Origin of the sequence: Streptomyces sp. MS06 (assembly GCF_047200655.1) — a bacterium.
Classification (GTDB): Bacteria; Actinomycetota; Actinomycetes; order Streptomycetales; family Streptomycetaceae; genus Streptomyces.
The window spans coordinates 41,490-61,119 of sequence record NZ_JBJZOJ010000019.1 but is presented as its reverse complement, the minus strand read 5'-3'; the positions used below and the strand labels follow the sequence as shown (position 1 = coordinate 61,119).

14 protein-coding genes are annotated in these 19,630 nt (G+C 75.1%); 7 read left to right on the top strand and 7 right to left on the bottom strand.

The window, feature by feature from the left end; all coding sequences use genetic code 11:
• Positions 1-26: 26 nt before the first annotated feature.
• Together ACL02U_RS12960 and ACL02U_RS12955 are read right to left on the bottom strand one after the other, a co-directional pair.
• Positions 27-1,028, bottom strand: a complete 1,002-nt coding sequence (locus tag ACL02U_RS12960) for an NAD-dependent epimerase/dehydratase family protein (RefSeq protein WP_412790911.1) — start codon at positions 1,026-1,028, stop codon at positions 27-29.
• An 85-nt stretch (positions 1,029-1,113) separates the two neighbouring features.
• Entirely contained in the window at positions 1,114-1,845 is a 732-nt protein-coding gene (locus ACL02U_RS12955; RefSeq protein WP_412790910.1) for a DUF4142 domain-containing protein, read from the bottom strand.
• A 460-nt stretch (positions 1,846-2,305) separates the two neighbouring features.
• On the opposite strand from ACL02U_RS12955, the gene ACL02U_RS12950 reads away from it, so the two are divergent.
• The 3 genes from ACL02U_RS12950 to ACL02U_RS12940 all read left to right on the top strand — a co-directional run bounded on the left by ACL02U_RS12950 (position 2,306) and on the right by ACL02U_RS12940 (position 6,942).
• Positions 2,306-3,670 carry a rhodanese-like domain-containing protein gene (locus tag ACL02U_RS12950; RefSeq protein WP_412790909.1) on the top strand — a complete coding sequence of 455 codons (1,365 nt, stop codon included), beginning with the start codon at positions 2,306-2,308 and terminating at the stop codon, positions 3,668-3,670.
• 233 nt (positions 3,671-3,903) lie between these two features.
• On the top strand, positions 3,904-6,582 hold the full coding sequence (locus tag ACL02U_RS12945) for a LuxR C-terminal-related transcriptional regulator (protein WP_412790908.1): 2,679 nt from the start codon (positions 3,904-3,906) through the stop codon (positions 6,580-6,582).
• 162 nt (positions 6,583-6,744) lie between these two features.
• Positions 6,745-6,942 (top strand): hypothetical protein, encoded by a 198-nt coding sequence (locus tag ACL02U_RS12940; protein ID WP_412790907.1) that lies wholly within the window; start codon positions 6,745-6,747, stop codon positions 6,940-6,942.
• 141 nt (positions 6,943-7,083) lie between these two features.
• On the opposite strand, the gene ACL02U_RS12935 is transcribed toward ACL02U_RS12940, so the two are convergent.
• Both ACL02U_RS12935 and ACL02U_RS12930 read right to left on the bottom strand, forming a co-directional pair.
• Positions 7,084-8,496, bottom strand: coding sequence for a DUF2252 domain-containing protein (locus tag ACL02U_RS12935; RefSeq protein ID WP_412790906.1), 1,413 nt, complete (start codon positions 8,494-8,496; stop codon positions 7,084-7,086).
• Positions 8,480-9,148: a potassium channel family protein gene (locus ACL02U_RS12930; protein ID WP_412790905.1), complete on the bottom strand. Its 669-nt coding sequence runs from the start codon at positions 9,146-9,148 to the stop codon at positions 8,480-8,482. Before ACL02U_RS12930 ends, ACL02U_RS12935 begins: the two co-directional genes overlap by 17 nt.
• A gap of 546 nt (positions 9,149-9,694) precedes the next feature.
• On the opposite strand from ACL02U_RS12930, the gene ACL02U_RS12925 reads away from it, so the two are divergent.
• Complete coding sequence (locus ACL02U_RS12925; RefSeq protein ID WP_412790904.1) at positions 9,695-10,165, top strand: SHOCT domain-containing protein; 471 nt, start codon at positions 9,695-9,697, stop codon at positions 10,163-10,165.
• A gap of 139 nt (positions 10,166-10,304) precedes the next feature.
• Positions 10,305-11,411, top strand: coding sequence for a winged helix DNA-binding domain-containing protein (locus tag ACL02U_RS12920; protein WP_412790903.1), 1,107 nt, complete (start codon positions 10,305-10,307; stop codon positions 11,409-11,411).
• Between the two features lie 205 nt (positions 11,412-11,616).
• Here ACL02U_RS12920 and ACL02U_RS12915 read toward each other — a convergent pair whose 3' ends face one another.
• The 3 genes from ACL02U_RS12915 to ACL02U_RS12905 all read right to left on the bottom strand — a co-directional run bounded on the left by ACL02U_RS12915 (position 11,617) and on the right by ACL02U_RS12905 (position 16,135).
• Positions 11,617-11,958 (bottom strand): trypsin-like serine protease, encoded by a 342-nt coding sequence (locus ACL02U_RS12915; protein WP_412790902.1) that lies wholly within the window; start codon positions 11,956-11,958, stop codon positions 11,617-11,619.
• Positions 11,959-12,331: 373 nt separating this feature from the next.
• Positions 12,332-15,166: an AAA family ATPase gene (locus ACL02U_RS12910; RefSeq protein ID WP_412790901.1), complete on the bottom strand. Its 2,835-nt coding sequence runs from the start codon at positions 15,164-15,166 to the stop codon at positions 12,332-12,334.
• 135 nt (positions 15,167-15,301) lie between these two features.
• Positions 15,302-16,135, bottom strand: coding sequence for a response regulator transcription factor (locus ACL02U_RS12905; RefSeq protein ID WP_412790900.1), 834 nt, complete (start codon positions 16,133-16,135; stop codon positions 15,302-15,304).
• 139 nt (positions 16,136-16,274) lie between these two features.
• On the opposite strand from ACL02U_RS12905, the gene ACL02U_RS12900 reads away from it, so the two are divergent.
• Together ACL02U_RS12900 and ACL02U_RS12895 are read left to right on the top strand one after the other, a co-directional pair.
• Positions 16,275-17,945, top strand: a complete 1,671-nt coding sequence (locus ACL02U_RS12900; RefSeq protein ID WP_412790899.1) for an AMP-binding protein — start codon at positions 16,275-16,277, stop codon at positions 17,943-17,945.
• Positions 17,942-19,552, top strand: a complete 1,611-nt coding sequence (locus ACL02U_RS12895; RefSeq protein ID WP_412790898.1) for an AMP-binding protein — start codon at positions 17,942-17,944, stop codon at positions 19,550-19,552. Before ACL02U_RS12900 ends, ACL02U_RS12895 begins: the two co-directional genes overlap by 4 nt.
• Positions 19,553-19,630: the final 78 nt, after the last annotated feature.

The window sequence follows — 19,630 nt, the reverse complement described above, 5'->3', positions numbered from 1 at the left end:
TCGGACGGCCGTCCCGCACGCGGCGGCTACACCGCGCGCAGGCCGGCCCGCGCGAACCCCCGCATCCCCTCCTCGAACCCGATCTCCGGCTTCCAGCCCAGTTCGGCCCGCAGCCGCGAGGAGTCCGCGGTGATGTGCCGGACGTCGCCGAGCCGGTACTCGCCGGTGACGACCGGCTCCGGCCCACCGTGGGCGGCCGCCAGCGCCAGCGCCATCTCGCCGACCGTGTGCGGGTCGCCGCTGCCGGTGTTGTAGGCGGTCAGCGCGCCCGCCGGCACCTCCGCCTCCAGCGCCGCCGCGTTCGCCGCCGCCACATCCCGGACGTGCACGAAGTCCCGCCGCTGCCGGCCGTCCTCGAACACCCGCGGAGCCTCGCCCCGGGCCAGCGCCGAACGGAAGAACGAGGCGACCCCCGCGTACGGGGTGTCGCGGGGCATCCGCGGACCGTACACGTTGTGGTAGCGCAGCGAGACCGCGGTGCCGCCCGTGGCGCGCGCCCACGCCGCCGCCAGATGCTCCTGGGCGACCTTGGTCGCCGCGTACACGTTCCGCGGGTCGAGCGGCGCGTCCTCGGCGACCAGGCCGGGCGCCAACTCGGCACCGCAGCGCGGGCACAGCGGCTCGAAACGGCCGGCGTCGAGATCGGCCGCCGCTCGCGGCCCCGGCCGTACGACCCCGTGGCGCCCGCAGGCGTAGCGCCCCTCCCCGTACACCACCATCGACCCGGCCAGCACCAGCCGCCGCACCCCCGCCTCGGCGAGCCCGGCGAGCAGCACCGCGGTGCCGAGGTCGTTGCGGGAGACGTAGTCGGCCGCGTCCGCGACGCCGTTGCCCAGCCCGACCATGGCCGCCTGGTGGCACACGGCGTCGACGCCGTGCAGCGCCGCGGCGACCGCCGAGGCGTCCCGCACGTCCGCCGCCGGGTCGGCGCGCACGTCGAACACGACGGGCTCGTGCCCGCGCGCCGCCAGCGCCTCGACGACATGGGAACCGATGAACCCGGCACCGCCGGTGACCAGTACACGCATGACGGCAGGCTAGGGCCGGCGGCGCCCGAGTGGGGGGATCGCGCCGGGCACGTCACGGGTTCGTAAGGGCTCGGCCGGCCGCGGTTCAGGGGATGTGCACGGTGCTCGTGTACGGGTTCTTCAGCCCCGGGGGAGCGGTGAACTTGACGACGGGGGAACCCGGCTGGGGCACCGGCGGGGTGAGGGCGCTCTGCGGCAGCTGGGGCGGGCTGGTCTCCTGGAAGTTGACCTGGTCGAAGTTGACCGTGCCGGTCTTCTCCATCGAGGCGATGTGGTCCAGGACGATCTCGTTGGCCTGGTCGGCGAGCTGGCGCACCAGGCTGTTCTGGGTGGTGGCCCGGATCTTGGCGATACCGGGGAAGATCTGCCCGTGCGTCACCCGCATGATGTTGGCGGCGGTCGAGTCGAACTCCTTGCCCTTCTTGGACTCCACCGTGGCGACGAACTGCTGCTGCTGCGGCGTGGGTTGGTTGGGCAGGGTGATGTGCAGCTCCAGGGCGATCCTGCGGCAGCTGTCGTCGAGCATGGCGTGCCCGACGACCAGGTGCTCGCCGGCCTCCTTCATGGCCTTGCTGTCCCCCCGCTGCATGGCGTCCATTCCCAGGCGCCCCTCCCACAGACCGGCGGAGCGGACCTTGACCACGAAGTTGCGGTCCGCCTCGGTCAGCGGCCCGTACGGGGTGTTGGCGATGATCCGGCTCTGGTCGTTGGTGGTCTTCTGCACGCCGAGCACGGCGGGATAGGCCAGAGCAGTGAGCGTCACGGTCAACGCACCGCCCACGAAGACGGTCCCGATCGCGCGGCGGGAGATGGGCATGACGCCTCCTCACATGAGCATGCTGGTCGTGAGGGGATACGGACGGGACAGCGGAAACAATCACCGTGCCGGGTAAAAAACGTTCCCTGCCCCTGCGGCCCCTCCTGGCCCGGCCCGCTTCGGCCGGCCCCCACGGCTGCCGTCCGCGGCGTGGGCGTGGTGGGGGCGGGGGCGTCGGCGCGGGCGGGGCGTGGGCGGTGCGGGTGCGTGTGCGGGGCGGGGTCGGGGGCCCGCCGTAGGGTCGCGCCGGCCCACCGGGGCCGCGCGGACCGGCGCCGCCGCGCGGCGCGGGTGTCCGCTGCGAGGCAAGGTACCCGGGGAGAAACGAGGTGAGCGAGGTACTCGGGGGAGGAAGTGCCCCACCGGGGGACGCGCCCGGTCCCCCGGAGAGCACCCCGGGCCCGGCTGCCGCACCGATGGCGCGCCTCCCGGGGCGAACCTCACCCGAAAGGAGTACCCCGTGTTCTTCGTCGACACGATCGAGGTGCCGGGGCTCGGCAACCGGAGCTATCTGGCGGGCGGTGCGCGGACGGCGGTGGTGGTCGACCCGCCGCGCGACATCGACCGGGTGCTCGGGGCGGCGGCCCGTCGCGGCGTGCGTCTGACGCACGTCGCCGAGACCCACGTGCACAACGACTACCTCAGCGGGGGCCTGCAGCTCGCCCGGACGGTCGGCGCGGACTACCTGGTGCCCGCCGGAGCCCGGGTCGCGTATCCCCGGACCCCGGTGCACGACGGCGACCGCACGCAGGTGGACGCGGCCTCGGACCTCGGGCTGCACGCGTTGGCCACTCCGGGACACACCCCGCACCACATCTCCTACGTCCTGGAGGAGAACGGCACCGCGCTCGCCGTGTTCACCGGCGGCTCGCTGCTGATCGGCACCGTCGGCCGGCCCGACCTGGTCGAACCCCGGCTGACCGAGCGGCTGGCCCGCGCCCAGCACGCCTCGGCCCACCGCCTCGCCGACGCCCTGCCCGACGACACGGCGATCTTCCCGACGCACGGCTTCGGCAGCTTCTGCACGTCCTCCCGGGCCGAGGGGGACCACACGACCATCGGCAAGGAGAGGACGTCCAACGCGGTGCTCACCCGCGACGTGGACTCCTACGTCGCCGAGCTGCTGGCCGGCCTGGACGACGTCCCCGCCTACTACACCCACATGGGCCCAGCCAACGCCGCCGGCCCCGCCCCCGTGGACCTGACGCCGCCCGCGCCCGCCGACGCCGCCGGGATCGCCGCCCGGCTCGCCGAAGGGGAGTGGGTGGTCGACCTGCGCAACCGGGTCGCCTTCGCCGAGGGGCACCTGGCCGGCTCGTTCAACTTCGAGGCGGACGGCAAGCTCGCCACCTACCTGGCCTGGCTGATCCCCTGGGGCAAGCCGGTCACCCTGCTCGCCGAGTCCGCCGAGCAGCTCGCCGCCGCCCAGCGCGAACTGGTCCGGGTCGGCATCGACCGCCCCGCCGCGGCCGCCACCGGCGGCCCCGAGCAGTGGCTGCGCGAGGGCGAGCGGCCGGCCTCCTTCCCGCGTGCCGGCTTCGCCGACCTCGCCGCCCAGGACACCGGCCGGATCGTCGTGCTCGACGTCCGCCGCGACTCCGAGCGCGCCGCGGCCCGGATCGAGGGCTCCGTCCACATCCCGATCCACACCCTGCGCCGCCGGCTCGGCGAGGTTCCCGGCGGGCAGGTGTGGGTGTACTGCGCGACCGGCATGCGTGCCGCCGTCGCCGCCTCCCTGCTGGACGCCGCGGGCCGGGGCGTCGTCGCCGTCGACGACACCTTCGACGCCGCCGGGAGGGCGGGCCTGGACGTGCGCGCCGCCTGAGGGCGACCGCGGTCGGAGCGGACCTCCGTCGCACCCCGTCCGGGCAGGGCGCCCGGTCCGGTGCCGGCACGGGAACCGGCACCGGACCGGCACCGGAACCGGCACCGGAGCCGGGAACGGTCCGGCGCGGGACCTCGAGGCGCCCGGAGGGGGCCCTCGGCCCTGGTGAGCGGAACGGCGGGCGATCTGTGATGGTGAGGGGGTGGCAACCTGGCCCCGTAACCAGCAGGGCGGTGAGCGCCGTGGCAGCGTACGACGGAACCCCCCGCCGCCGTTCCGGCCCGTCCGTCGACCCCCTGGGCGACCCGTTCCTGCGGACCCGGTTCGCCCCGCCCGCGCGGCCCGCCACGTTCCTGCGGCGCGACCGGCTGCTCGCGGACCTCGACCGATCGGCGCGGACACCGCTGACCATGGTCAACGGCGGCGCCGGCGCGGGCAAGACCCTGCTGGTCGCCGACTGGGCCGCGGGACTGGACCGCCCGGTCGCCTGGCTCACCCTCGACCCGGTGCTCCGCAGGCCCGGCATGTTCTGGGCCCACCTGATCCAGGCGCTGCGCGAGCGCGGTGTGCCGGGCACCGGGGCGATCGACCTTCCCGGTGACGCGAACCGCGTGGGCCGGACGCTGACCACCCGGCTCGCCGCGGTGCTCGGCGACAGCGAGGAACCCGTGACGGTGGTGCTCGACGAGTACGAGCGGATGACCGCGCCCGAGGTCTCCGAACAACTGGCGTTCGTCCTGCAGCACGCGGGACCCGGCCTGCACCTGGTCCTCGTCACCCGCAGCGAGCCCCTGCTGCCGCTGCACCGCTACCGCGCGGCCGGCGCCCTGACCGAGATCCGGGCCGCGGACCTGGCCTTCACCCCCGTGGAGGCGGTCGCCCTGCTGGAACTGCACGGGCTGCACCTCACCGTCCCGGCCGCGACCGCTCTGGTCGACCGGACCCGGGGCTGGGCGGCGGGCCTGCGGCTGTGCGCCCTGGCCGCGCGGGAACGACCGGAGCCGGACGTGTACCTGAAGGAGTTCGAGGCCGGGCACAGCGCGGTCGCCGACTTCCTGCTGGCAGAGGTCCTCGAGCGGCAGCCGCTCCCGGTCCAGGACCTGCTGCTGCGCGTCAGCGTCCTGGACCGCTTCTGCGGCGGACTCGCCGACGCCCTGACCGGACGGGCCGACGCCGAACGGATCCTCGCCGGACTGCACCGCGAGAACGCCTTCGTGGAGGACCTGGGGCACGCCTGGTACCGCCTGCATCCGCTGTTCCGCGAGATACTCCACGCCCACCTGCGGGAACGCAGTCCGGCGCTGGAACCGGAACTGCACCTGAGGGCCGCACGCTGGCTGCGCCGATCCGGCGCCCTCCCGGACATGCTGGCCCACACTGCCGCCGCGGGGGACTGGGACCTCACCGCCCGCGCCCTCGTCGAGGACCTGGCCATCGGGCAGCTCTTCAGCGGACTGCACACCGGCGGCCTCGCCGAACTGTTCACGGGTATGGGCCCAGATCCGGCGAGTGCCGCGACCGACCTGGTCCGCGCGGCACGCGAGCTGTCCCACCACGACCTCGAGCACGGCCTGGCCCACCTCCGGCGGGCCGAGCGGCAGCTCGCCGCCGACCGGCCCGCCGCCGACCGGCCCGCCGCCGACGGGCCCGCCGCCCCGGCCCGGCTGAGCTGCGCCCTGCTGGAGGCGGTGGCGGCCCGGCTGACCGGCTCCCCCGACCGTGCTGAGCGGGCCGCGCGGTCGGCGCGTGCCCTGCAGCGGGAAGTACCCGCCGAGCTGCTGGACAGGCACCCCGAAGTGCCCGCCCTGCTGATGACCCACCTGGGTTCGGCAGAGCTGTGGGCGGGCCGCTTCGAGGAGGCCCGGGCCGCCCTGACCACCGTGGCCGCCGCCACCGGCGCCGCCACGGCGCTCTGGCGCGAGGAGTCCCTGGAGCACCTGGCCCTCCTCGACTACCTCGACGGCCGGCCCACCAGAGCCGAGCGCCGGGCCCACGCGGCACTGGCCGAGGCGGAACGGCACGGCCGGGCCGAGCAGCCCGGCGGAGGCGCGCTCGCCAGGCTGGTCCTGGCCGCCGTCGCCGTCGACCGCAACGAACTCGCCGAGGCCGGCACACTGCTCGACCGGGCTCCGCCGGAGGCGGTGCACGATCCGGTGACGGCCGCGGGGCGCTCCCTCGCGGCGGCCCACCTGCTGCTCGCCCGCGGCAGGGTGCGGGCCGCGCTGAGGGCGGCGGCACCGGTCGTCGGTGCCGAGGCGGACTCCCCCTGGGCCCGCAGCCAGGCCGCGCTGGTCGCCTCGGCCGCCCACCTGGCCGAGGGGCGCCCCCGGGCGGCGGCGGAGCTGCTGGAGCCGGCGGCCTCCGGGCAGCCGGGTCTCGCGCTGGCCGCGGCGCGCGCCCGGCTGGCCGCCGGGGATCCGGGCGCCGCCCTGGAACTGCTGGATGCCGCCGGAATCGACGGCACCAGGGGGCCGGCGGTGCTGGTGCACGCCGCGCTGCTGCGGGCACAGGCCGCCGACGCGGCCGGAGACGTCCCGAGCACCCGCCGGCTGCTCGCCCGGTCGCTCGCCGAGGCCCGGCGGGAGATGCTCCGGCGTCCCTTCGTGGAGGCGGGGGCGTGGCTCGCGCCCCACTTGGCCCGGCCGCCGCTGAGGCAACTGGCCGAGGGCTGGCTGCTGCCGGCGGCGGCCGCGTCCCCCGAGCCCCCGCCGCTGCTGGTGGAGCCGTTGAGCGGCCGGGAGCGCGATGTGCTGCGCCGGCTCGCCCAGACGATGTCCACCGAGGACATCGCCGCCGACCTGTACCTGTCGGTCAACACGGTGAAGACCCACCTGAAGAGCGTCTACCGGAAGCTGGCGGTCAACCGGCGGCACGACGCCGTGCGGCGGGCCCGCGAGTTGGACCTGCTCTGAACGCCCGCGGGCGGGGGTGCCGCCCGGCCAGGGGCGGCAGGGGGTGCGCCGGGACGGGCGCGGGGTCACCTGTGCAGGGTGAGGCGGGGCCCCTGCCGAGGGGGGCACGATGGTGGGCGACCCCAGCAGGTGTGCCATCGGCCGTCGGCGGGAGCACAGCACATGCGGTACGAGATCCGCGTCGAGGGACATGTGTCGGAAACGCTGGCCAAGGTGTTCCCGGAACTGGAACACGTGGTGATGTCCGGCCAGACGGTGCTGTACGGTCCCGTCGTCGACGAGGCGCACCTGTACGGACTGCTGGCCCGCTGCCAGTCGCTGGGGCTGCGCGTGGTGGAGATGCGGCAGCTGCCCGACTGACCCGCCTGCTGCCCCCGCCGCTGTCCGGACCGGCCCGCCGAAGCCCAGCGTCCGGACCGGCCCGCCGGAGCCGCTCATGGTCCGGACCGGTCCCGCGGGTGCCGCTTTCTCACCGTCCGGGCCGGTTCGCCGGCGCCTTCCTCACAGTCCGGTCGCCACCCGTATCCGGCCCGAGCGGGCGGCCGCGCCCAGCGCCTCGAAGTCCCGCTCGTTGCGGTCGGCGTACACCTGGGCGAACTCGACCAGCGCCCGGTCGAAGCCGTCGCCGCCGCCGAGGTAGGCCGCGATGGCGATCGGGTCGCCGGACCGGGCGTGCGCCCGCGCCAGACCCGCCCCGCAGAGCTGCCCGAACAGGCGCAGCAGGTCCGGGTCCATGGTGTCCGGCCGCACGACGCCCTTCCAGTCCCACAACTGGCGCACGTAGAAGTCCCGTTCGTGTCCGTCGAGGCCCAGCACGTGCGTCCAGCCCAGGAAGATGTCGCTGCTGGTCTGGATCAGCCGCTGCCCGGTCACCACCCGCCGCCCCTGGTTCCCGTGGCGCTCGCCGCCCAGATGCGCGGCCAGCACCGACTCCTGGGCCTCCTTGGCCTGGAGCAGCAGGGGATCGTCGTCGTCCCTGCCGAGCAGCAGCATGATCCAGCAGCGGGTACCGACGCTGCCGACGCCCACGACCTTGCGCGCCATGTCCACCAGGCGGTAGTGGCGCAGCAGGTGCCGCCGCTCGGACGACAGGGTCCTGGCGTACCCCTCCAGGAGGGCGCCCAGTTCCTTCGCCTGCTCCTCGGCGGACAGGTCCTGGGCGAGGTCCCGCAGCGGGGTGACCAGCGGCGGGTCCGGAGTGATCCGCCGGCCGTCCGCGGTGACCCGGGTCAGCTTGGCGAAGGCCCGCATCTGGGTGCGGGTCCGCGCGCGGGCCGTCGCCTCCCCGGCGCGGCGCCTGGCCTTCCGGCTCATCGACGAGGCCAGTACCTCGCGCATCCGGTCGACATCGTCCTGCGCGTACCAGACGTCCAGGGTGCGCATGCCCGCCAACTCCCGCATCCGCTTCCGGTACGCCCGCACACAGGCCCGTACCGCGTCGCTCTGCTCGCCGGTGGAGAACCCGCTCGCCCGGCCCGTGATCGCGAAGCTGGCCGCCAGCCGCTTGACGTCCCACTCGAACGGTCCGGCCAGCGTCTCGTCGAAGTCGTTGATGTCGAAGACCAGGTGACGTTCCGGGGAGGCCAGCAGCCGGAAGTTCATCAGATGCGCGTCTCCGCACAGCTGCACCGTCAGCCCGGTGTTCGGCAGTTCCCCGAGGTCGGCCGCCATAACGGCCGCCGCGCCGCGGTAGAAGCGGAACGGGGACTCCAGCATGCGGCCGTAGCGGATCGGGACCAGTTCCGGCAGCCGGGTCGCCGACTGGCGTTCGACCACCTCCACCGCGTCGGGCCGTCCCGCCCCGGTCTCGAACCAGCCGTGACCGGAACGCGGCAGGCGCCTTCGGGCCCGCCGGCCGTATGCCGCCCGCTCGGCCGGCGTGAGCGCCGCCGTGAAATCACCGGGTGCCGTCATGGCCCGCCCTCCGTCTCCGCCTCCGGTGTCCGCCTCCCGGTCTGCGCCCCCGGGTCTCCGTTCCGGCGTCGCCGGACGGCCGGGTCTCCTGCCGGTGCAGGCCCGCCTGCACCGCCCCGGCGAGGATCCGCGCCGCGAGGCCGAACACCGCCAGCCCGCCGGCCATCTGCAGCATGACCACCACGCGGGCCGTCTCCGATCGGGCCACGATGTCGCCGTACCCGACGGTGGTGAACGTCGTCATCGTGAAGTACAGGGCGTCCGTCCTGGTCAGGGGCTCGTTGAAGGCCTCCGGAGCGGACTGCTCCAACTGGTGGTAGGTCGTCGCGAACAGCACCAGGAACAGGGCCAGCGTGGTCAGCAGCGCCTCGACCGCCCTGAGACGGGGGTGGGGCGAGCGCACGATGGTCCGCACCTCCCAGGCGAAGACCGCGGCCACCACCAGCAGCCCGCCGAACAGCACCGCCGTCGTCCAGTCCGCGCCGGGCGGCCGGTCCAGCGGCAGCAGGTAGTAGGCGGCGACGAGCCCGCCCGACATCGCCAGCGCCCGCCCCAGCGCCACCAGCGCGCCCCGCCGGTCCGGACGCGCGGGCCACGATGCGGCGTCCTGCGACCTGCCGGACTCCGCCCCGGGAGCGACGGGATCAGTCATCTGGCTCCTCCGTGAACGCTCCGCCCCGCACGGCACCGCCCCTGACGGCCCCGGTCCGCCAGGCCCCGGTCCGCCATGATCCGGTTCTCCGGATTCCGGTCCTCCAGGTCCGGTCCTCCAGGTCCGGTCCTCAGGACGGTGGGGCTCCTCGAAGAGGTGCACCGCCCGCCCACTCGTGACGGCGCACCGTGCACGGTCCGCTCCGCCGTCCCGGCGAGCCGCACGGACCGGCCGGCCGTCGCCTCGCCGACAGGTCCACCCCACCCCCGCCGGGCCGCCGGCGGATCACCCGCCAGGGGTGACCCCGCCGGCACCCGCCCCGTCCGCGGCCCGGCAGTGGGGCGGGCGCCGGCCGCACCCGCCTCGCGGCTCCCGGGCACGCCCCGCGCGCCGCCGCCATGCCCTGCGGCGGACAGCTCCGGGGCGGCGCCGTCCCGGGTGCCGTGGACTTCACCCGCGCCGGGTGAGGCCGTCCGCGGTGGCCGTGCACACGCTGAAGGCAGCGGGCACGGCAGGCGAGCCCCCCGCCCGAGACGGAGGAATGCGATGAGCGCTCACGTGTACCTTGCCTACGACTATCCGCTGCTGAGCATGTTCTGGACGCTCCTGTGGTTCTTCCTGTGGATCATCTGGTTCGTCCTGCTCTTCCGGGTGGTCATCGACATCTTCCGGGACGACACCATGAGCGGCTGGGCCAAGACCGGCTGGCTGATCTTCGTCATCGTGCTGCCCTTCATCGGGGTGTTCGTCTACCTCGTCGCCCGTGGCAGGGACATGGGCGGGCGTGAGATCGCGCACGCCCAGGCGCAGCAGCAGGCGTTCGACACCTACGTCCGCGAGCGGGCCTCCGAAAGCCGCCCCGGCAACATCGACGACCTCGCGAAACTGTCCGAGATGCGCAGCCGCGGCGACATCACGGACGAGGAGTTCGCCCGCGCCAAGGACCTGGTGCTGAGCGGGGCCGCGCCCGCCCCGGGCACCGACTCGGGCACGTCCCGGCCGACGAGCACGCCCTAGCGCCAGGGCCCGATTCGCCGGACGGCCGGACGGGCCGCCGCGGATGCTCCGTCCCGGGATGCCGCCGAGGAGGCGGCCTCCCGCACGGCGCCGGGAACGCGGACCCAGGCTGTCCGCGAGTCTCGCTAGCGTCCCGTGCATGCGGACGACGACGACCTCCACCGCGCCGGTGCTCGGCACCCGCGCACTGAACCGCGCCACGCTGGCCCGCCAACTGCTGCTGAGCCGTTCGCCGCTGGGCGTGCGCCAGGCGGTGGAGCACCTGGTGGGCCTCCAGGCGCAGAGCGTGCAACCCCCCTACCACGCGCTCGCCGCCCGCCTCGGCGGCTTCACCCCGGACCGGCTGTCGGACCTGCTGGCCGATCGGGAGGTCGTCCGGATCGTCACCCTGCGCTCCACCCTCCACGCACACACCGCCGACGACTGCCGGACGCTTCGCCCGCTGGTGCAGCCCGCCCGGGACCGGGAGGTGTCCCTGTTCCGCAAGGGCCTGGCCGGCGTCGACCTGGACCGGCTCGCCGCGCTCGCCCGTGACCTGGTGGAGAGTGAGCCGCGCTCCATGAAGCAGCTCCGCGAGGCGCTGTCCGAGCGGTGGCCGGACGCCGATCCCCAGGCCCTCGGCGTGGCCGCCCGCTGCCGGCTGCCGCTGGTGCAGATCACGCCGCGCGGGCTGTGGGGCCGCAGCGGGGGCGTCGTCGTGACCACCGCCGAGCGCTGGCTGGGCCGGCCCGCCGAGCCGGCCCCCGCCCCGGACACCGCCGTGCTGCGCTATCTCGCAGCCTTCGGCCCGGCGTCCGTGAAGGACGCGCAGACCTGGTGCGGACTCACCCGGCTGCGCCCGGTCTTCGAGCGGCTGCGGCCCCGGCTGCTCACCTTCCGCGGCCCCGGGGGTGTGGAACTGTTCGACCTGCCCGAGGCTCCCCGCCCCGACCCGGACACCCCCGCCCCGCCCCGCTTCCTGCCCGAGTACGACAACCTGATCCTCTCCCACGCCGACCGCACGCGGGTCGTGCCACCGCAGCACCGGGGCCGCACCCGGCGGGGCAACCAGGCCCACCGCACCTTCCTCGTCGACGGCTTCGTGGCCGGTGTGTGGCGGGTGGAAGGCGACGTCCTGGTCGTCGAACCGTTCGGGCGGCTCAGCCGCGCGGAGCGAGCGGAACTGGCCGAGGAGGGCGTGCGCACGCTTGCCGCGCTGCGCCCGCGGACGGCGTACGAGGTGAGTTTCGGGAGCCCGGCCCGGTAGGGGCGGCCTCGGCCGGGGCACGGATCGGGCCCGCCGGGCGCCCTTCTACGGCAGGGGCGGGGCCGGGGACACGCCGCTGCCGGCCGCGGATGTGGAGAGAGGGGCGTTGCGGGCTGCTCGTGGAAGTCCGCAACGCCCCCCTGGTACTCACCTGAGGGGGGTGCTCAGGAGGTCTTCGGGTCCCGGGCGGTGGTGCCCGCCACGTTCACGGGGCCGCGGCCGGCCGGGTCTGACCACCGGCCGGCCGTCCGTCCGCTGCGGGCCTGCCGCCGCGGGAGGTGATTCCTGCCAGGGCGCCCCCGCGGAACGGGGGGCCGCCGCTGTCGCCCTGGCAGGTGTCCGTGTCGCCGGAGGTGAGTCCGGCACCGGCCGTCCGGCCGGGTTCGCGGTCGGTGCCGCGGGAGGCCCGCCGACCCGGGCACGGCGCGTGCGCGTCGGCCTTCGGCGGGTGCGGGTGGTGGAAGTGGTCGCGGAGCCGCGGTCGGCTGCCGGCCGCGGTCCCCGTGCGGCGCACGGAGGTCCGTCTGGCGCGGGTGGACCCGGACATGGGGCTCCTCGGTGGGGGGCTGCCGGTGGGGGATCGCACGGGGGTGGTGCACGGAGGCGGAAGGTTGTGCACGGGGGTCGCGGGACCGACCCCCGTATGCCCGGGCGAGCGGCACGGCTTCACGCTAGTTCCCCGCCGGGGTCCCCCCAATGAGGGAACCCCCTAGGTGTGGCCGGGCAGGGAAAACCCTCGGTGGGCGGCGCAGGGTCGATCGGCGGGTCCGAGTGCGGGTGCCGCGGACCGGCGGCGGGGGGCGGACGGGAAGACGGGCAGAGGGGGCGACGGGAAGACCGGCAGTGGGGGTGCGGGCGGGCAGGCCGAGGAGCGGGCGGGCGCGGAGCGAGGGCGTGCGGGAGCGGGGAGCCGGGGCGCCTCAGTCCCCGTGGCGGCCCGCGGCCAGCCGCACGATGTCCACCCGGGAGCGGATGCCCAGCTTGCGGTAGACCCGGGTGAGGGTGGCCTCCACCGTCTTCACGCTGATGAAGAGGCGTCCGGCGATCTCCCGGTTGGTGGCGCCCTCCATGACGAGCGAGGCCACCTGGCGCTCCATCGAGGCCAGGCCCTCCAGCGCGGACCGGCCCGCGGGCGTGTCCCGTTCGGGTACCGGCTGCGCGGCGGCCGCCTCGACCTGCCGCAGCCACGGCACGGCCCGGCACCGCCGGAACAGCCGGGTCGGCTCGTCGTAGGGGGAGGCGGCGCGGCCGCCCCTGCCGCCGGTGCCCGGCCCGGCCGTCGCGGCCCGCAGCCGGGCCAGCGCGAACGCGGTCCGCGCCTCCTCCAGCCCGTACCCGAGCTTGGCGAGGCGGTCCTGGACGGACGTCAGCCGGCCCGCGGCGCCCTCGTGGTCGCCGCGGGCGGCGCACACCAGCGCCTCCGCGCGGTCCAGTACCGCCAGCACGCTCTCCCGGCGCAGCCGCAGCGCGTGTTCCCGGGCGACGTCCACGACCTCCTGCGCCTCGCGCACCTCCCCGGTCCGCACCAGCGCCTCGGCCAGATCGCCCTGCCAGCGCCCCCGCGCCGGGTCGGTGATGCCGAGGCCCGCCTCCAGCTCCCGCACCCGGCGCAGCGACTCCGCCGCCGCCGGGGCGTCCCCGGCGACCAGTCGGGCGTAGCCGAGCGCGGCCAGCGCACGGGACAGGTACATCTGGTCGCCGTCCTCCTCGGCGTGCTCGACGGCCTCCCGGGCCAGGTCGAGCGCCCGGTCCACGTCGCCGCCGGAGGCCTCCGCCAGGGAGGTGAGCATGGCCGAGGCGCTCAGCCCGATTCCGGAGTCCCGGGCCAGCCGCAGGCTCTCCCGGGCCAGGTCGAGCGCCCGGCCGCAGTGCCCGGTGCGCAGCTCGATGTCGGCGAGCAGCCGCTGGAAGTGGACCTCGCTCTCGACCATGCCGCGCCGCCGCACCTCCCGCAGCAGCGAGGTGATCGTGGTGCGGGCCTCCGGGAGCTGGTCGCTCATCAGCAGCCAGCGGAACCGGGCGGTGCCGGCGCCGTTGTGGTGGCAGGTCACGTAGGGGTCCTGCGGTTCGCGCAGTGCGCGCTTGATGGTGGCGGGCGCTTCCGGGTGGCCCATCAGGGTCTCGGTGGAGGCCTGCAGGGCGAGCGCCATCAGCTCCGTGCGGCGGTCCGCGCCGCGCGCGGCGAGTTCCGCGGCGTGCGCGGCCTCCTGCCGGGCCTCCGCGAAGTCGCCCTCCACCACCAGTCCGCGCCAGGCGAGCTGGTAGTGGACGAGGGCGAGCAGCCGCGGGTCGTCGCCGGCGTCGGCCAGTGCCTGCGGGAAGACGGCGTCGACGTCGCCGAGCGCCTGCCCGGCCGCCTCGATCACCGCCATCCACGCGCGTACCCGCTGGACGGGTGCGGTGGCGCTGCCGAGCACCTCGCGGGCGATGTCCCGGGCGAGGTCGGCCTCGCCCGCGGTGATCGCGTCCTCCGCGGCCTCCAGCCGCCGCTCGTCGGCGCCGGGCACGCAGCCCGCGGGGGTGTGCCGGGCGGCGAGCAGCCCCAGCGAGGCGGCCACCGAGGGCGCGCCGCGGTCCCGGGCCAGCGTGGCGGCCTCGGCGAGGCGGGTCGCCACGGTCCGGTCGGTGCCGGTGGTGGCCAGCGCGAGGTGCCGGGCCCGTTCGATCGGGTCCGAGGCCGCGGTGGACAGTGCGGCGTGTGCGGCGCGCCGCTCCTGCGCGGGTGCCTCCGCGTACAGCGCGGCGGAGACCAGGGGGTGCGCGAAACGCACGGTGGGGCCCTCCGGCTCGTTCGCGAGCAGGCCCAGCGCGGCGGCCCGGGCGCACTCCGCCTCGGCGTTCCGGCGGCCGGCCGCGCGCAGCAGTGCCGGGGTGGGGCGGGCGCCGGCGCTGGCCACCAGCAGGGTGCGGCGGGCCTCGTCGGACAGCAGGTCCAGCCGGCTGAGCACCAGCGCCCGCAGCGAGGTGGGCACCGGCAGCGGTTCGCCGGGCCGGGGCGGGACCGGGTTCTCGGCGAGAGCGCGGCCCAGCTCCAGGGCGAACAGCGGGTTGCCGCCGCTGGTGCGGTGGATGTCGCGGACCGTGGAGCGGGGGAGTCCCGGGTAGCCGCGGTGGTCGAGCAGGGTGGAGACCTGGGGGCGGCTGAGCGGGCCGAGGCGGACGGCGAGGGTGTCGGGCGGGCAGGCGCCGAGGTACCGGTCGTACTCCTGGCCGTCGGTGCGCGCCGCGCACAGCATTCGCACGGGTATGTCGCTCAGTCGCCGGGCGGCGAAGCCGAGCAGTTCGGCGCTGGCCGCATCCAGCCACTGCAGGTCGTCGGCGACGATCAGGACGGGCCCGTCGGCGGCGAGGGCACGCATCGCGGACAGCACGGCCAGGCGCAGGGCGAGTCCGTCACGGCGCAGGTTGGACTCGCCGCGGCCGGTGAGCGCCGATTCCAGCGCGGTGCGCTGGGCGTCGGCCAGCCGGTCGGCCACGGAGTCGAATGCCAGTCCGAGAAGGTCGGCCAGGGCGAGGAACGGCAGATGGGATTCGGACTCGGTGGCCGAGCAGCGCAGCACGGTCCGTGCCGAGGCGCCGTATTCCGCGGCCAAAGCCCGCAGCAGGGTCGACTTTCCTATTCCGGCGGGCCCGTGCAGCAGGACACTGCCTGCCGAGGCGAGCTGCTCCCGGGCCGCGGAGTACGGTTCCTCCCGCCCGATGACCAGCTCGGGGCGGTGCCTGGGAGGCTCCTCGAAGTCCCGTCGCACGGTCACCGCTCCCCTCCGTGTGGCGTGTTCTGGCCAAATTCTAGGCAACGACGGCGGGAATTCGGGCGGGCAGCGCGGTGAGGGAGGCAACACCTGCCGGTATACGGAAATTCATCCGACCCGCAACTGAATGGCGCCGGGTCATGGCAGCAGCCCGGCGCGTCGGGCCGCCGCCACCGCCTCGCCCCGCGTGTGCGCCCCCAGCTTGCGCATGGCGGAGCGGAGGTAGGCCTTCACCGTCTCCGGACGCAGGTCCAGCCGGTCGGCGGTCACCGCGTTCGTCGCCCCGGCGGCCACGCAGGACAGCACGTCCAGCTCGCGGGGCGCCAGCCCCACCGCCGGCCGCCCCGTACCCGCGGTCAGCAGCCCGCACGCCACGAGCAGCTCCGCCCGCAGCACCGGGTCGGCGATACGCGGAGCCAGCGCGCGCAGCGCCGCGTGCGCCTCCCGGACCTGCTCCCACGCGCCGGGTGGCCCGCCGCGCTCCGCCGCCCGCGGAGCGGCCGCCGCCAGCAGCGCGCCCGCCTCCTCCCGCACCAGCAGCGCCTGCTCCACGTCCCGAGCCGCCGCGACCGCCTCACCGAGTGTGCGGTCACCCAGCGGCTGCGCCGTGCGCAGCGCCCCGTACAGCACCCCGCGCACCCGGCGCCGCACCACCACCGGCACCGCGAGCACGGACCGCAGCCCCTCCGCGGCCACCGGCACGTCGTACTCGTGGCTGATCCGCCGCGACGAGGAGTAGTCCGTCACCGCGCAGGGGCGCGCCAGCGCCACCGCCCGACCGCCCAGACCGGTCCCGGACGTCACCGCGAGCGCCCGCAGCGCCACGGTCGCGTTGCCGCTCAGCTCGCTGATCCGCATCTGCCGGCAGCCCGGATCCACCAGGCCGCCGAAGGCGACCGGCAGTCCGGTCGTGCGGCGCAGCCGCGCCAGCGCAGCGTGGATCTCCACCGTCCCCGTCGCCTCCGCCGTCACCTGTTCGCCCCTTCGCCGCACCCGATCCGCCCGCCCCACCCCCGTTCGGGGGTAGTGAGACCCGCATCACGGATTACACGATGGCACGGAGCCGCCCGGCAATGGCCAGGTACCGAGCGACCGGAAATACGGAGGACGGATGAGCACGGCGAGTGAGGACTTCCGCGGGGCGCGGGACTTCCTGCTGCGGCACCGCGAGGACTACGCCACGGCCTACGAGGGCTTCGACTGGCCCCGGCCCGAGCACTTCAACTGGGCGCTGGACTGGTTCGACACCATCGCGGACGGCAACGACCGCACCGCCCTGCACATCGTGGAGGAGGACGGCACCGAGACGCTGCTGTCCTTCGCCGAGCTGTCCGACCGCTCCGACCGGGTCGCGAACTGGCTGCGCGCCCGAGGGGTGGCCGCCGAGGACCGGGTGCTGGTGATGCTCGGCAACCAGGCCGAGCTGTGGGAGACGGCGCTGGCCGCGATGAAGCTGCGCGCCGTCGTCATCCCCGCCACCCCGCTGCTCGGCCCCGCCGACCTGCGCGACCGGGTCGACCGCGGCCGGGTGCGCCACGTGATCGCCCGGGCCGCGGACACCGCCAAGTTCGACGAGGTGCCGGGTCCCTACACCCGGATCGCCGTCGGTGGCGCGAGCGGGGACTGGCAGCCCTACGAGGAGGCCTACGCCGCCGAGCCAGGCTTCACCCCCGACGGCCCCACCCACGCCGACGACCCGCTGATGCTCTACTTCACCTCCGGCACCACCGCCCGCCCGAAGCTGGTCGAGCACACCCACACCTCGTACCCGGTCGGCCACCTGGCGACGATGTACTGGATCGGCCTGCGCCCCGGTGATGTCCACCTGAACATCTCCTCGCCGGGCTGGGCGAAGCACGCCTGGTCCAACCTGTTCGCGCCGTGGAACGCGGAGGCGACCGTCTTCATCCACAACTACACCCGCTTCGACGCGGCCCGGCTGATGGCGGCGATGGACCGCGCGGGCGTGACCACCTTCTGCGCCCCGCCAACCGTGTGGCGCATGCTCATCCAGGCCGACCTCACGCAGCTGGCCGTCCCGCCCCGCGAGGCGGTCGCGGCGGGCGAACCGCTCAACCCGGAGGTCATCGAGCAGGTGCGGCGCGCCTGGGGCGTCACCATCCGGGACGGCTTCGGCCAGACCGAGACCGCCGTGCAGGTGTCCAACAGCCCCGGCCAGCCGCTGAAGACCGGCTCCATGGGCCGGCCCAGCCCCGGCTACCGGGTGGAACTGCTCGATCCGGTGACCGGGGCGCCCGGCGCCGCCGAGGGCGAGATCGCGCTCGACCTGTCGGACCGGCCGGTCGGCCTGATGACCGGCTACCACGGCGACGCCGACCGCACCGCCGAGGCGATGGCCGGCGGCTACTACCGCACCGGCGACATCGGCTCCCGCGACGCCGACGGCTACCTGACGTACGTCGGCCGGGCCGACGACGTCTTCAAGGCCTCCGACTACAAGATCTCCCCGTTCGAGCTGGAGAGCGCGCTGCTGGAGCACGAGTCGGTCGCCGAGGCCGCCGTCGTGCCCGCGCCGGACGAGCTGCGCCTCGCCGTGCCGAAGGCGTATGTCGTCCTCGCCGAGGGCCACGCTCCCGGGCCGGACGCCGCCAAGGCGATCTTCGAGCACTCCCGGGAGGTCCTGGCGCCGTACAAGCGCATCCGCCGGCTGGAGTTCGGCGAGCTCCCGAAGACCGTCTCCGGCAAGATCCGCCGTATCGAGCTCCGCGAGGCGACGGCCCAGGGCTCCGCCGACGAGTACCGCGAGGAGGACTTCCGGTGAGCGCACCGCTGTCGTACAGCCACGGCACGAGCAGCACGACCCTGCTCGGCGACACCATCGGCGCCGACCTGGACCGGGCGGTGGCGGCCTGGCCGGACCGCGAGGCACTGGTCGACGTGGCCTCCGGGCGCCGCTGGACCTACGCCGCGTTCGCCGCGGACGTGGACCGGCTGGCGTGCGCCCTGCTGGCGAGCGGGGTCGCCAAGGGCGACCGGGTGGGCATCTGGGCGGTGAACTGCCCCGAGTGGGTGCTCGTCCAGTACGCCACCGCCCGCATCGGCGCCGTCATGGTGAACATCAACCCGGCCTACCGGACCCACGAGGTCGAGTACGTCCTCAACCAGTCCGGCGTCTCGGTGCTGTTCGCCTCGCTCAGCCACAAGACCAGCGACTACCGGGAGATGGTCGAGCAGGTCCGCGGCCGCTGCCCGCGGCTGCGCGAGACCGTCTACTTCGGCGACCCGGGCTGGGAGGCGCTGCTCGCCCGCGCGGCACCGGACGGGGCGCGGGACCTCGCCGCCCGGGCGAGTGAGCTGTCCTGCGACGACCCGATCAACATCCAGTACACCTCGGGCACGACGGGTTTCCCCAAGGGTGCCACCCTCTCCCACCACAACATCCTCAACAACGGCTACTTCGTGGGCGAGCTGGTCGCGTACACCGAGCAGGACCGGATCTGCATCCCGGTGCCCTTCTACCACTGCTTCGGCATGGTCATGGGCAACCTCGCGGCGACCTCGCACGGCGCCTGCATGGTCATCCCCGCGCCCTCGTTCGAGCCGGCGGCCACGCTGGCGGCGGTGCAGCAGGAGCGCTGCACCTCGCTGTACGGCGTGCCGACGATGTTCATCGCGGAGCTGAACCTGCCCGGGTTCGCGGAGTACGACCTGACGTCGCTGCGCACCGGCATCATGGCCGGCTCGCCGTGCCCGGTCGAGGTGATGAAGCGGGTGGTGGCCGAGATGCACATGGAGCAGGTCTCCATCTGCTACGGCATGACGGAGACCTCGCCGGTGTCGCTGCAGACCCGCACGGACGACGACCTGGAGCACCGCACCGGGACGGTCGGCCGGGTGCTGCCCCACATCGAGGTGAAGGTCGTCGACCCGGTGACCGGCACCACCTGCCCGCGCGGCACGGCGGGAGAGCTGTGCACCCGCGGCTACAGCGTGATGCTCGGCTACTGGGACGAGCCGGAGAAGACCGCGCAGGCCGTCGACGCCGGGCGCTGGATGCACACCGGGGACCTGGCGGTGATGCGCGAGGACGGGTACGTCGAGATCGTCGGCCGGATCAAGGACATGATCATCCGTGGCGGTGAGAACATCTACCCGCGTGAGGTCGAGGAGTTCCTCTACGGGCACCCCCGGATCCGGGACGTCCAGGTCGTGGGCGTGGCGCACGAGACGTACGGCGAGGAGGTCCTCGCCTGCGTCATCCCGCAGGACCCCGCCGATCCGCCCACGCTGGACGACGTGCGCGCCTTCTGCGAGGGCCGGCTGGCCCACTACAAGATCCCCAGCCGGCTGCAGGTCCTGGAGTCCTTCCCGATGACGGTGTCGGGCAAGGTCCGCAAGGTGGAACTGCGCGAGCGGTACGCGGACTGAACCCGCCGCACTCCACGGCGCCGGGCCCCGCAACGCGGGCCCGGCGCCACCTCACTCGCCCCGGCGGGGGGCCGGTGC

Bases quoted from the DNA above. Each gene is read 5' to 3' on its own strand.
- ACL02U_RS12960 (WP_412790911.1), bottom strand. From the start codon at position 1,028: ATGCGTGTACTGGTCACCGGCGGTGCCGGGTTCATCGGTTCCCATGTC.
- ACL02U_RS12955 (WP_412790910.1), bottom strand. From the start codon at position 1,845: ATGCCCATCTCCCGCCGCGCGATCGGGACCGTCTTCGTGGGCGGTGCG.
- ACL02U_RS12940 (WP_412790907.1), top strand. From the start codon at position 6,745: ATGCGGTACGAGATCCGCGTCGAGGGACATGTGTCGGAAACGCTGGCC.
- ACL02U_RS12935 (WP_412790906.1), bottom strand. From the start codon at position 8,496: ATGACGGCACCCGGTGATTTCACGGCGGCGCTCACGCCGGCCGAGCGG.
- ACL02U_RS12930 (WP_412790905.1), bottom strand. From the start codon at position 9,148: ATGACTGATCCCGTCGCTCCCGGGGCGGAGTCCGGCAGGTCGCAGGAC.
- ACL02U_RS12925 (WP_412790904.1), top strand. From the start codon at position 9,695: ATGAGCGCTCACGTGTACCTTGCCTACGACTATCCGCTGCTGAGCATG.
- ACL02U_RS12920 (WP_412790903.1), top strand. From the start codon at position 10,305: ATGCGGACGACGACGACCTCCACCGCGCCGGTGCTCGGCACCCGCGCA.
- ACL02U_RS12915 (WP_412790902.1), bottom strand. From the start codon at position 11,958: ATGTCCGGGTCCACCCGCGCCAGACGGACCTCCGTGCGCCGCACGGGG.
- ACL02U_RS12900 (WP_412790899.1), top strand. From the start codon at position 16,275: ATGAGCACGGCGAGTGAGGACTTCCGCGGGGCGCGGGACTTCCTGCTG.